Genomic DNA, 13,728 nt, shown 5'->3' on the forward strand with positions numbered 1-13,728 from the left:
GTGAATAAATGGTTAGCAAATACCCAGTTAGTGTTAGCAAAACAACAGGTTATTGATAACGATCCGTTTAGACCAAGCTATCATATTGCCCCTAAATTAGGGCTATTGAATGACCCTAACGGGTTAATTCAATTTAACGGCCAATATCATGTGTTTTATCAATGGAATCCTTTTGCTTGCGATCATAGCCAGAAATGCTGGGGACACTATATAAGTGATGATTTAGTCCATTGGCGCGAAGTCGCTCCGGCAATTACGCCAGATGCTAGTTATGATGCCAATGGATGTTATTCTGGGAGTGCGTTTGTTCATCATGACGAGTTATATTTATTTTATACTGGCAATTTAAAATATGGTGTGGATCAGCAACAAAGAGCCAGTCGCCAATGTTTAGCCAAAAGTAAAAACGGCATTGATTTCGAAAAAATAGGCATTGTTATTGATGGCGAACCCGAAGGGTATACCGCGCATTTTCGGGATCCTAAAATTTGGCGAGAGGGCGAACAATGGTTGGCAGTGATTGGTGCTCAGACGGAAAAATTACACGGACAAGTGCTGCTTTATCGCTCTGAAAATCTTACTGAATGGCACTGTTTAGGGCCGATAACAGGCAGTGGTATTTATCCTTTTGATGATTTTGGTTATATGTGGGAATGCCCCGATTTATTCCGCTTAGGCGAACAATGGGTAATGCTAGCATCTCCCCAAGGAATTGAACCGCAAGGTATGAAATACCAGAATATTTATCAATCTGGCTATTTATTAGGTCAACTTAGTTTAGCGCCTGCTCAGTTTGATACCCAACATTTTGAAGAATTAGACCGTGGTTTTGAGTTTTATGCACCGCAAAGTTTCCTCGACAATCAAGGCCGACGGATTATGTTGGCGTGGATGGGATTACCGGAGGAAAACGTTCAGCCTACGGTGGAATACGGCTGGTTACATCAAATGACTTTGCCCCGTGAGCTAAGTATCCGTGATGGAAAGTTATATCAAACGCCGGTAGCTGAATTAGTCGCTTTACGTCAATCGCATATTCATTATCAGTCAGTGGATTTTTCTGGGATATTGATGCTCGAGGGGGTGAAGGGTCGCTGTTATGAGTTACGGGCAGAATTTAGCGATTTAACATCGCCGTTATCATTAAAGCTACGCAGTAATGGCGCGGATCAATATACGTTATTGCATTTTGATCCTGAAAATCTGGTGATAACACTCGATAGGGATCATGCGGGAGCGGGCTTAGGGGGAATACGGCAATGCAAATTAGCCCAGTCTAACTCATTGGAGTTGGTTATTTTTGCCGATAATTCATCGCTAGAGATTTTTATTAATCAGGGAGAGGCGGTCTTTAGTGCGCGTATTTTCCCAGAGATGACATCAACTGAAATTTGTTTTGAAAGTACCACGCCATGCCATATAAACACAGTTGATTATTTTGAATTAAAAACTGATGGCGTAATTAGATAACAAATAAGAAATCCTAAATAAGAAACGTTAAGTGAATATTAAAGAAATTGCAAAGTTAGCTAAAACGTCAGCTTCTAGCGTATCGCGGGTGATAAATTCATCCGGCTATGTAAAAGAAGAGGTCAGGCAGCGAATTAATAAAGTATTAGAAGAAACCGGCTATCGGCCGAATGCTTTTGCTAAAGCGCTTCATTCTAAAAAGAGTCATACTATTGGGGTTATTTTACCTAAGATAAATGCCACATCATCCGGCGAATGTGTTGCTGGTATTGATGGTTTTTTTAGTGCCAAAGGCTACAGCATTTTGCTGGGAAATACTCATCATCAACTGAATAAAGAATTGGAATTTTTAGATATTTTTAAAGAAAAACAGGTTGATGGTGTCATTTTTATTGCTACCGTTTTAACCCCAGAACACCATAAAAAATTACAAAAATTGGCGATACCAACGGTGATTATTGGGCAAGAATCACCCAATAATATTCCATGTGTATTATTTGATGAATATCACGCAGCTAAAGAGATGACTCAGTATTTATTAACCACGGGCAAACAGAGGATCGCGTTTATTGGTGTGGATGAAAGTGATATTTCTGTGGGGGTTCACCGTCGCCAAGGATATTTAGATGCTTTGCGCGAGCAACATATTCCTATTGATGAGCATTTATTGGCTAAAGGTGATTTTACTCACCAAAGTGGTTTTGCCGCATGTCGTGCTATCTTTGAGAAAAATACACTTAAACCTGATGCCATTTTTGCGGCTAACGACAAAATGGCGATTGGTGCGATGAATTATTTATTTTCAATGGATCTACAAATTCCACGAGATATTAGTGTTTGTGGTGTCGGTGGCGGGACCTTAGCACAGTTTTATCATCCTCAATTAACGACGTTGATTTATGATTATAAACAAGCAGGAATTATTGCATCGGATTTATTATATCGACAGATTAATAAAGATCAGTCAGAGAGTATAACTGCACATAAAACTTGGGTTAATTATCAATTAATGATAGGCAAGAGTACTCAATAAGATTAAAAAAGCAAAATAGCCCAAGGAAATAAAGCTATTTTTTTGGGCTATTTTGTCTACACGAGTAGATGTCTACGCGTAGAGTTTATTCTAGACAATGACGGGGATATAATAATTAAGTTCTTGAATAAAGTTATGAGGCGTAGCCATAAACTCATCATAAGTTACACCCTCTTTTAATACATAGTTTTCCACATCACAGCTTTCCTTACGCATAATATCTAAATTAGGTAATACCTTTCCGTAGGCGGTATAAATGATATCATCATACTCTATTCCTGCCAGACTACCGCTAAATTTCAATTCGAGATAATCACCCGCGGGTAATTCAACGGTTTCAAGATCTGGCGGAATAACCTCAAAATTTTGTTTTTCTAAGCCAGTTGTATAATAAAAAGTTAAATCTTGTTCTTTTTTCTCATGACGTTTATCTAACCCATGAATAGCATAAAGATTATCTGAGATTTTTTTAGTTTTTTCTAAATAACGGCGCCAGTATTGCCTTCTTATTTCCAGAGTATTTATGTTTCTATCTGGAATGTCACGTGCATAACAATGTTTCATACCGATTAATTGTTTGGCTGGTAATTTAGTTAAACGAACCTCAACCTGCAAATCTGAACCCATTCTTATTGGCAAACAAAAACCCTGTACATTCCAACCGGATTGCTTACGGTATTCTGACGGAGTGGTTTTAAATTGCTTTTTAAAGGCGCGGCAAAAGGTTTGTTGTGAGTCAAAACGGTATCTTAATGAAATATCCATGACACTATCATGAGTTAGTCTTAAAGCGACGGCTGCACATGATAATCTTCTGGCGCGGATATAGGTTCCTAATGCGAGCCCAGTTTTAGATTTAAAAATACGTTGAAAATGCCATTTGGTGTAGCCTGCTTTCTCCGCAACAATATCGAGAGAAAGACGAGATTCAAGATTTTGCTCAATCCAGAGAATGATTTCTCTTATAACACTTTCCTGAAGCATAAATATCCTTTTAATTACTAAATTCCCACGATCCTGATTATTCATATTAAATTGAAGGAGCGAGAAAAATACTAGGGAATTGTTTCAATAGTATACTGAATTAGAGGGGGAGAGCAAAATATTCTACGATAAAAACTATTATTTATTTACAGTCAAGATATGTTTATATACGTAAAGATTTTAGTATTCTCCATCTTATCTGAGATTAGATAAATTGAGAGGGATGCTTAACTTAGTCACTCTTACTATGTTATGAATAAAGTTAATTGTAATATTTAATAATTATCATTAACAAATAGAATTATTATTTTTCAATAATTCATTGAAGGGGGTGCTATTACAAGTAATTACTATGCTTATGTTTTTATTGTATAAAAAAATTAATTGATTTTATTTGCTTCGTGGTTTTTACTTTACTCCATTTTTACTAAAATATAATATTATATTCTAATTATTATCTTATTATGATGTTTATATTTTATTGGTTGTTGATATAGATTCTTAATGTTTTATTTTATTTTAGTTGTCAAAATTATTTGTTGTGTTTTTATTGATTTATTTTTTATGTTTTGGTCTTTTTAGCTTAAAAATATTTCATTCATAATGACTTTGTATCATAATGTATTATATTATTAATTAAAGTTAGCTAGATGTGGATTAATCAAGAATAGTCAGTATGGTATAGACACTCTATTTATTAGCAAAGAAACTGATTAGCATGATGTTTTTGTCAGTTTTTATGGTGTGGTTTTTTTATGTCAAATTAGAATAATTATTTATAGTTATTCTTTATTGGATTATTAGTTTTTAAATTTTTTATATATATCAATGATTACTGGATTTTAAAGTGAAATTTTATACTCGCAGTTTAATTGGTTTTTATATTAATATGGAGATATAACGATGAAAAACATTCAAATTTCGAAGTTAATTGGGGTGAAAATCCGTGAGGAGCGTGAAAATCATAAAATGAGCCTACGCCAAATTGCCACTTTAATTGGAGTAACCGAAGAAGAGTTATATCAATTTGAGTGTGGTAATACATGTATTGATGTTGATTCATTATTTGTATTTGCTCGTTTATTTAATTTAGATCCTATATCTTTTATGCATGGAATAGTTAACGTTAACATTGGAGCAGGGAATACGATTCATTAAATCAATAAACACCATTTAATTTATTTGTAATGTTTTAATTAACAATGTATTTTTGGTAATGTATTTTCATTATCGAAGATGCTATTCATCTGTATTAAGCTATTTATTGAGCTATGTTATTATTAGTATGAGTTATTTTATTAATTAGAAAAATGTGATAAGTAAATTTAACTATCACATCTTTCATATTTTGAATAAATAATAAATTATAGTGAAAGTAACTTTGGTTATAATAAGTTAAGTTGGAATATTTTCATTTATCATTAAAAGACAATATATAGATAACGATAAATTATTTTATTTCGATGACGATGTATTGTTTTCTAGATATCATTTTTATTGTTTTATTATTCTATCCTATAGTGTTTTAAACATATACTAGTTACTATTGCAATGGTCCCTCCAAGGCAAGTCTCTAATACGCGATCGAAAAATAGGATATAAGCGGGATGGCGCCAATACTCAACTTGCTCAATTACAGATAGTATTAAGCAGGTAGTGATAAATGTCATAAATGTGTAATTTTTATGTCCACTCATAGGATATAAAAATGCGAAAACTAAAATTGAAATTACACCAATATATGGCATCAAAGGTGTGTTAAATAATAAATATAGACATAGTACCGCTAATATACTGCCTAAAACTCGTTGGCTGGTAAGTAAAATAATACTTTTTGATTTAGGATGAAGAACAAAAACAAATGTTAAAAGTGTCCAATAAAAATGTCCGAAGTCTAACAATCTAGGGATGTAGAGCGTCAATAATAAACCAGAAACATAAATTAGTGATCGAGGAAGGATATTTTTTCTTAATGTAAATAAGTTTTTTTCTATTTGGCTATTGCCAAAGTTAATTTTTTTATGCGCTTTATTGCTGAGATAATTACAGACAAAAATAGTAATACTGCTGCCAATAAAAAATCCTATCGGCAAGTCTATAGAGATATTAGGAATAGCGGTACCAATTGTTGACATTATAATGATAAACTTCATTGATAAGTCAATAACAGGATCTGAACCATATATTTGATAATAAATAAAAGAAAAAATAATTAAGAATAGATAAAATGGATCGCCTAAACGTAATATGTTTCCTAAATAAATAGAAAAAACAATAACTAACAGCCAGAATCCAGTGTAATAATGATTTTTGTAATCCTTTGCAGCATTAAATAATAGAAAGGCATACAAGGTTGAGAATGTACTCCACATTGCGGTTTGTACACCGGAAAAAATCAATGAAATAATAGCCCCAGTGAGCATGCAGCCACTGAAAATAAGCCCGTCATCTATTGCTGGAATTCTTCTCATAATAAGACACTCGAAATAAAATATTAATATTATATTGTACAGATAATAACTTATTGATTTTTATATTATCATTTAGCCTGTCTGTGTGGAATGAAAAACTATCTTTGTCGTTAGTTAGAAATTATTTTAATTGTATAGTTGTCTATATTTTTATCTATTAACTATGTTTTTTAATAACGATTTTTATAGTAAGTTTTATTGCATTAATTTAACCTCAAATTTATTTTTATTAATGATTTTTGTAATATGAAGAACAGCTACCTATGGCTTGTGATAACATGGAACCCGCGATTTAAGTCATTTTTTATGTATATACTAGCCATGTAAATTATACGATTGTTCACCATAAGGAATACCGCAATATGCAGCTTAACCCTCATGATTTTGTTTGGATTAATGATGCCAGTGAAATTATTTCAGAGCAGCCATTACCTGAATGGGTAAGTATGCAGTGGAACTCATCATTGCCGTTAATTGTGCTTAGAAAACAGCAATATGATGGAAAAATTGTTGTAGGATTGCGGGGAATAAAGCGCAGTGAAAGGTTCGATGTGCTTATTGATAAATCATCAATTACTCATATGATGAATATTGAATCGTTAGTTTCTAATCCTATCGAGTTACAGCGCTCAATGTTTATTGCTTTACCTCAGGTTCAGGTATTACTGTTAATTTCTCAGCATCAATGGCCATGGAAGTGGGGAGTAATCGGTAGCTGTGCTTATACATTGGTTACTGATATTCAGTCTATGTATTCAGATAGTGATCTAGATATACTAATCCGCTGTCCTACTTTGCAGCAGAAAGAAGATTTTGCCCAATTTGCTATCAAAGCTAATACACCATTGTGTCGCATTGATATTTATGTAGAAACACCAAAAGGTGAGTTTTCATTATCTGAATGGTTTAAAAATGATCAGGTTAGCTTAAAGACAGCAACAGGAACGATTTTAACTGCATTTCCTTGGGGTGAGAATATTTAACTAAGTAAGTGGGTTTATTATAACTAAACAAAAATTAGCGCTATAATAATTTTGATGTTCGAGTGGGTGATTTAATTTTATTCATATTAATTAATACCGCGCTTAAATAAACGTTAGGCGCGGCAGATAATACTTATGGTTAATGCTCGATCAGTTCTTCGTTGCTGGCGGCCTGATACCATTCTTGCATCGCGCTTAACGTTAATGTTTGTTCAACCCACTGTTGGACGAGGTCATTGACGGGGAGTTGATAACTTTGAATTCTAAAAGCAATGGGTGCGAAAAAAGCATCCACAGCGGTAAATTGCCTACCTGCTAACCAAGGACCGCCAAATTTATCTAATCCTTCTTGCCACAGTGTCTCTAGGCGCATGATATTTTTTTTAAGTTCGTTAGATATCTCGGGCATGACGAGGCGAGTCGTACATTCCATCGGACAATTTTGGCGTAGCGCTAGAAAGCCTGAGTGCATTTCTGCGGCAGCGCTTCTGGCCCATGCTCTTGCCTGTCTATTTTGTGGCCATACATGGGGATGATCTTCGGCGATATATTCACATATAGCGAGTGAATCCCAAATAATCTGTTGATCATCAATTAGGCAGGGAACTTGACCTGTGGGTGAAAATACGGTGAATTTTTCATAGCTGCTGCCGCCTGAATTAAACAAAGCTTGATGTTCTTTAAACGGAATATTTAAAACTTTGAGCAAAACCCAAGGGCGTAGAGACCAGGAGGAGTAATTTTTATTGGCTATCCACAGGGAGTACATTTTTTTTCCTACAACATGTTGTCGTACTAATAAATATAGTTTTTTTGACAGACGTTATCTAGTGAAGATTCTTTTGAATACCAATTTATATGGAATAATTTTACATTTGCTAAAAATAAGTCTCTCAGAAATTCACTAATATCATCGTATTGACGATTCTTGTTATAATATTTTATTATTTCTTATAGCTAAAGATAATTAATTTATAACTTTAATCAGATAAATTAATTTAAAACTAAGCTGATAAATTAATTTATTTATCCTTTGTCTTATTGACTTTTATAAAGATTAATTAAATTTAACTGAGTTGATGGAATTTGAATATCTTCAACAAAATATTTGTTGAAGAAAACGATATATAAAAATGAAAAATAGATTATGATTAACCTAAGTTAAATATTTACTCGATGATTAATATAAAAAGGTTATGATATGCAATGGAAGAATACTTCCACTCGCTATGGACATGTGTCACTTTTAATTCATTGGCTGGTGGCAATAACGGTATACGGCATGTTTGCTTTAGGCCTATGGATGGTATCGTTAGGTTATTATGATAGCTGGTATCACCAAGCTCCGGAGATACATAAAAGTATTGGCATTATCTTATTTATCGTGATGTTATTTAGAGTGATTTGGCGTTTTATTTCTCCGCCACCGAAGCCACTCCCAAGTTACAGTCGAGTAACTAAAATTAGTGCAGCCATAGTTCAAATACTTATTTATATATTGTTATTTAGTATTTTAATTAGTGGTTATTTAATTTCAACGGCTGATGGTCAAGCGATCAATGTGTTTGATTGGTTTAGTATTCCGGCTATTTTTACCGGGCAAGCCGCTCAGGCAGATACTGCCGGAGAAATACATCTTTATTTAGCTTGGTCTGTAGTTTTACTTTCTGTATTACATGCACTGGCTGCTTTTAAACATCATTTTTTTGATGCTGATTTTACCTTAAAAAGAATATTAGGATTTAATCCTAATAAATAAAACGTGGAGATAAATATGTTGAAGAAAACGGTTCTTAGCCTTGCAACAGGTGCACTATTATTAACCGCCGGTTCTGCGCTGGCAGCAACCTATAAATTTGATAAGCCAGGACAACATGCGTTTATTGAATTTCGTATTCAGCATTTAGGTTATAGTTGGGTATACGGAAGTTTTAAAGATTTTGATGGTAGCTTTACTTATGATGAAAAAGATCCGGCAAAAGACCGTGTTGATGTACTGATTAAAACTAACAGTATTGATACTAATCATGCTGAGCGAGATAAACATTTACGCAGTGCTGATTTCTTAAATGCAGCAAAATTCCCAGAAGCAAAATTTGTTTCAACCAACGTAAAAAAAGAGGGTGACAAATACCTCGTTAGCGGTGACTTCACCCTAAACGGTGTAACTAAACCGCTGACATTAAATGCTAAGATTCTGGGTGAAGGTAAAGATCCTTGGGGCGGTTACCGAGCAGGATTTGAAGCTTATGGTAATATTAAGCTGAAAGACTTTAACATCAAATCTGATTTAGGCCCTAAATCACAAGAAGTTGAGTTAATGATTTCTGTTGAAGGTGTACAGCAGAAATAAATTTTTAGATTTATATTCTTATTTCGAGACCCGCTTAATCACAATAAGATTAAGCGGGTTTTTTATTGTTTATATGTCACTTGAATAGTATAAAATCACAAATTAATAGATAAATAGCGATATACCATAAATAACATAATGTTACTTCAATTAAGTATCGGAAGTTATTATCATTCTTATTTTGTATTTAGTGTTTTGATGATTGGAAGAATTGATCTTTGTATAAACTCACTTACACTTATTCTTACTATAAAAGTATTATTTTCTGTATGCTGGAACCGCAGTTTATATAACGCAGTTTATATAAATAGTTGAGTGCAATTAACTAGATTATCGAGATACTGGCTAAATAGAATCGATAAATAATCTATCGATAATTTTAACCAAACCGGGAGGTTTGATGTCAATATTAAAGAAATGCATAGTGGCAGGGCTAACATTAGCCGCAACATCGATGACGGCGATAGTCAGCCAAGCATGTACTAGAATTGTTTATCTTGGTGAAAATCAACAAATTATGACCACCAGAACCATGGACTGGAAATATGATATTGGTACCAATTTATGGATATTTCCTCGAGGGATGGAACGCAATGGCGTCGCAGGGGAAAACTCCTTAAAGTGGCATTCTAAATATGGCAGTGTCGTTGCCTCAGGCTATGATATTTCTACCACTGATGGAGTGAATGAAAAAGGATTAGTCACCAATTTATTATGGTTAGCAGAATCGGAATATCCTAAAGAAGGCGATAAAAATCCGGCATTATCTATTTCAGTTTGGGCGCAGTATATGTTGGATAATTACGCCACGGTGGCTGAAGCTGTGGCTAGTTTAGAAAAATCCCCCTTATCGGTTGTCACAGATAACGTTCCTGGGCAAACTCGATTAGCGACACTGCATTTGGCTTTATCTGATGCTAGTGGTGACAGTGCTATTATTGAATATATCGATGGTAAGCAGGTTATTCATCATGGTAAGCAATATCAAGTGATGACTAATTCACCAACATTTGAAAAACAGTTAGCTATGGAAGAATACTGGCAAGGGATTGGTGGAACCGTCATGTTGCCCGGCACAAATCGTTCTGCAGATAGATTTGCTCGTGCCAGTTTTTATATCAATGCTATTCCACAAAACACGACAGCTAATAAAGCGGTTGCTAGTGTTTTCAGTGTGATCCGTAATGTTTCCGTACCTTATGGTTTAAATACTACGGATGCACCGGAGATATCATCAACTCGCTGGCGTACCTTAGTTGACCATAAGCGTCAGCTCTATTTTTTTGAATCCGCATTGACGCCTAATATCTTTTGGACCGATTTGAAGAAAATTGATTTTTCTGCTGAAACTGGCAAGGTGCAAAAATTAGATCTCGGTGTAGAGCAAAGCAATATTTTTTCTGGGGATGCGACTGCACTCTATAAAGAAAGTAAACCTTTTATATTCCAAGGGCTGACAGAAAAAGAGCTAGGGTATTAAGTTTTTATTTAGCTCAAATTTAGAGGGTATAATTCCTGAGTGAGTTTAATCAATCTCCCGATATAGCACGGCTATTAGTACGACCATAGTTCGGCATAGTTCGGAATAGTGAAATAGTGCTGAATACGTAGTACGGGAGATTGATATTTATCAAGCCCAATTAATTTGAGTAGATTACTCTTTGCAGAGTAACTTAATTAGCTATAAGATGTATTTAAAATGCAACTTAAGGTGATGATATGACAGATTTAGTATGTTATAAAATAATGCCTACTTGGAATAAAAGTACGCTTCCTTTGATGTTCCAACAGCGCCATAATACCCAAGAGGGCAGTTATGCTCAGTTGGTTATTCTGCAAGGTAGTTTAGATTTTGTTAGTTTTGAAGAAGATGGTCGCGAACAGTTGTTTCATTTTGATACACAACATCAGCCACCAATGATTGAACCACAAAAATGGCATCGCATTGCTGATTTTAGTGATGATATGCAATGCCAACTTTCTTTCTTTTGTCATCCTGATGTTAAGTTTTATAAGCAGTATGGGCTGTCATTACCGCATTCTGAAGTGCGATTTATGGTTGAACAGCAGATTATTAAGCCGTGTAAAGTATTAGATTTAGGCTCGGGAAGAGGTAGAAATAGCTTCTTTTTGGCCCAGCAGGGGTATGATGTGACTGCGGTGGATATCAATCCTCAGCATATACAGGCCATTGAGTTGGTTAAAAAAGATGCCAATTTAGACAACATAAAAACTGCCATTTATGATATTAATAGCCATCAAATCAAAGAAGAATATGATTTGATTATTTCAACAGTGGTATTAATGTTCTTAAAACGCGAAAATATTGCTGATATTATTAAAAATATGCAGCAACAGACACGAGCGAATGGGGTAAATTTAATTGTTTGCCCGGTAGAATCTCCAGATGTTCCTTATGATGAAGTCCCCTTTAAGTGTTTTTTACAACCCGGTGAATTAGAACAATATTATCACGATTGGGAAGTCATTAAATACAATGAAGATGCTGGGTATCTGCATAAAAAAGATCAACACGGTAATCCAATTAAATTAAATTTTGCGACCCTAATCGCCCAGAAAAAGGCAGTTTAAATCCGGTTAAACAGACAACGGATAAGTAATAAATAGTCCGTTGTCTGTTAATTATCACTTTGCTATTCTTCGTCTATTCCGCTGGCTTTTCTACCACCGGCATTTTATTCTCAGTCGTTTTATTTTGCTGTGCATTTTGTTGGAGTTTACGCTCTAATAGTACGCTATACAGCGGTCTTCCGCCTAATGCCTGTGCGAGCATGGTTGCCCCAAGACAGGTAATAATCATGGGTAAAATCAGCTGGTAATTATCGGTCATTTCTAATACTAAAATAATACCTGTCAGCGGTGCTCTGACGGTAGATGCAAATAATGCGCCCATACCCGCAATGGCAAAAGTACCAATTTCTATCGTATATTCAGGGAATAAATTTAATGCGATGTAGCCAAAGGCGGTGCCAAATAAAGTGCCTAAGGCTAACAATGGAGAAAAAACACCACCAGCAGCACCAGAACTAAAGCTGAGTGTTGAGGTTAAAAAGCGTAAAGCAAAAAATACTAAAATCATGGCGAGACTAAAAGTACCCGCGGTTGATTGGTGGATAACATTGAAACCACCTCCAACAATTTCGGGCATTAAAATACCAATTGCGCCACAACTGCCGCCAATTAATCCGCCCATTAATACAAAGCGTGACAGTTTGCCTTGATAAAATTGCAGAAATTTATCTTGTAGATAAAGTAATAAATTATTAAAGGCGATACCTAATACACCGAATATCATACCGAGAATGAGATACAGCCATAATGTATTTAAGGGCGCTGATGAGAACTGCCCAATATCAAGTATTGCACTTTGTCCGCTAATCAATCTAAATACAATGGTAGCCATAATTGCACCGATAAATACTGCTTTAATCGAAATTAGGCTATATTTAAATTGTGGGCGCATCTCTTCAATAATAAATAAAATACCGGCTAATGGTGCATTAAATGCAGCAGATAACCCAGCGGCAGCCCCGGCTGCTAATAAAGTATGGCGCGATTCTTTATCTTTTATACGGAAGATATCATTGATCATCTGGCTGATATTTGCGCCTAATTGCACCGTAGGCCCTTCTCGTCCTAGCACCATGCCAGAGCCTAATGTTCCTAAGCCGCCAAAAAATTTGACCGGCAATACTCGCCACCAGCGCACTGGGCGTAAATCTTGTAATGCACCTTCGATCTCAGGAATACCAGAGCCTCCTGCCTCGGGAGCGAAGCGATTAACGAGATAATAGCCAATCATCGCCAGTATGGCTGAAATAACAAACATTGCAGGGATCATCAGCCATTTATCACTGAAATAAGCACTTACGGCGTCGGTTCGTTGGTTTGAAATCCACGTAGTACCGATTTCAAATAATACTCCGACTAATCCTGCGAGCGAGCCAATAATCGCTGACAGTAATAAGATAATTAGTGGTGTTTTATCTTTTTCTTTTAATCGTTTCAGTACTCCAAATCGGTATTTTATTTCATTGGCGCTAACTGAGTTTTTGTCTGCCATTGTATCTGCCATTTTGTCTGCCATATTGTTATGACTCTCTTGCTCTTGAACGATCTAATCAATCAGTATATAGCATCAACTATACCAAGGAGTTTGCTTCTTGATATAAAAAAGGGTCTATTTAGCCGCAATCATTTTATCACAAATATTTTATAAAGCAGCGTAGTGATGATTAAGGTTAAATAATTAGGGTTACTCTAAAAAAGAAATAAAATTTTTTTTCATTCTTAATAAGACAATAAATATTGAATTTAATGAGCTTAGAATATAAGGATTAATAACTAAATAACCTATAGTTGAAATAAAAAAATCCCGATAAACGTGGTGTCAGTTTATCGGGACAAATTAAC

General features: G+C 34.9%; 12 protein-coding genes. 8 read left to right on the plus strand and 4 right to left on the minus strand.

Features of this window, described 5'->3' with window-relative positions; translation table 11 throughout:
• Positions 1 to 1,470 carry a glycoside hydrolase family 32 protein gene (locus M992_RS06560; RefSeq protein WP_053907833.1) on the plus strand — a complete coding sequence of 490 codons (1,470 nt, stop codon included), beginning with the start codon at positions 1 to 3 and terminating at the stop codon, positions 1,468 to 1,470.
• Positions 1,471 to 1,501: 31 nt separating this feature from the next.
• Entirely contained in the window at positions 1,502 to 2,503 is a 1,002-nt protein-coding gene (locus M992_RS06565; protein ID WP_053907834.1) for a LacI family DNA-binding transcriptional regulator, read from the plus strand.
• Between the two features lie 90 nt (positions 2,504 to 2,593).
• On the opposite strand, the gene M992_RS06570 is transcribed toward M992_RS06565, so the two are convergent.
• Entirely contained in the window at positions 2,594 to 3,487 is an 894-nt protein-coding gene (locus M992_RS06570) for a helix-turn-helix domain-containing protein (RefSeq protein WP_053907835.1), read from the minus strand.
• Between the two features lie 903 nt (positions 3,488 to 4,390).
• Here M992_RS06570 and M992_RS06575 point away from each other — a divergent pair.
• Positions 4,391 to 4,645, plus strand: a complete 255-nt coding sequence (locus tag M992_RS06575; RefSeq protein ID WP_053907836.1) for a helix-turn-helix domain-containing protein — start codon at positions 4,391 to 4,393, stop codon at positions 4,643 to 4,645.
• Between the two features lie 347 nt (positions 4,646 to 4,992).
• On the opposite strand, the gene M992_RS06580 is transcribed toward M992_RS06575, so the two are convergent.
• A complete protein-coding gene (locus M992_RS06580) occupies positions 4,993 to 5,958 on the minus strand; it encodes an FUSC family protein (RefSeq protein ID WP_053907837.1) in 966 nt (321 codons plus the stop codon).
• A gap of 362 nt (positions 5,959 to 6,320) precedes the next feature.
• Between M992_RS06580 and M992_RS06585 the strand changes: the two genes are divergently transcribed.
• Positions 6,321 to 6,941: a malonate decarboxylase holo-ACP synthase gene (locus M992_RS06585; protein ID WP_053907838.1), complete on the plus strand. Its 621-nt coding sequence runs from the start codon at positions 6,321 to 6,323 to the stop codon at positions 6,939 to 6,941.
• A 139-nt stretch (positions 6,942 to 7,080) separates the two neighbouring features.
• On the opposite strand, the gene M992_RS06590 is transcribed toward M992_RS06585, so the two are convergent.
• Positions 7,081 to 7,710: a glutathione S-transferase family protein gene (locus tag M992_RS06590; protein WP_053907839.1), complete on the minus strand. Its 630-nt coding sequence runs from the start codon at positions 7,708 to 7,710 to the stop codon at positions 7,081 to 7,083.
• A gap of 432 nt (positions 7,711 to 8,142) precedes the next feature.
• Here M992_RS06590 and M992_RS06595 point away from each other — a divergent pair, with 432 nt between their 5' ends.
• The 4 genes from M992_RS06595 (at position 8,143) to tehB (ending at position 11,886) form a co-directional block, all read left to right on the plus strand.
• Positions 8,143 to 8,700 (plus strand): cytochrome b, encoded by a 558-nt coding sequence (locus tag M992_RS06595; RefSeq protein WP_053907840.1) that lies wholly within the window; start codon positions 8,143 to 8,145, stop codon positions 8,698 to 8,700.
• Between the two features lie 15 nt (positions 8,701 to 8,715).
• Positions 8,716 to 9,294: a YceI family protein gene (locus M992_RS06600; protein WP_053907841.1), complete on the plus strand. Its 579-nt coding sequence runs from the start codon at positions 8,716 to 8,718 to the stop codon at positions 9,292 to 9,294.
• Between the two features lie 400 nt (positions 9,295 to 9,694).
• The gene (locus M992_RS06605) at positions 9,695 to 10,774 is read left to right on the plus strand and encodes a linear amide C-N hydrolase (protein WP_053907842.1); all 1,080 of its coding nucleotides are present in this window, start codon (positions 9,695 to 9,697) and stop codon (positions 10,772 to 10,774) included.
• A gap of 239 nt (positions 10,775 to 11,013) precedes the next feature.
• Complete coding sequence (gene tehB / locus M992_RS06610; protein ID WP_053907843.1) at positions 11,014 to 11,886, plus strand: SAM-dependent methyltransferase TehB; 873 nt, start codon at positions 11,014 to 11,016, stop codon at positions 11,884 to 11,886.
• Between the two features lie 73 nt (positions 11,887 to 11,959).
• On the opposite strand, the gene clcA is transcribed toward tehB, so the two are convergent.
• Complete coding sequence (gene clcA, locus M992_RS06615) at positions 11,960 to 13,378, minus strand: H(+)/Cl(-) exchange transporter ClcA (RefSeq protein ID WP_053907918.1); 1,419 nt, start codon at positions 13,376 to 13,378, stop codon at positions 11,960 to 11,962.
• Positions 13,379 to 13,728 lie beyond the last annotated feature (350 nt).

It is taken from the genome of Moellerella wisconsensis ATCC 35017, from assembly GCF_001294465.1.
In the GTDB taxonomy this organism is placed as follows: Bacteria; Pseudomonadota; Gammaproteobacteria; order Enterobacterales; family Enterobacteriaceae; genus Moellerella; species Moellerella wisconsensis.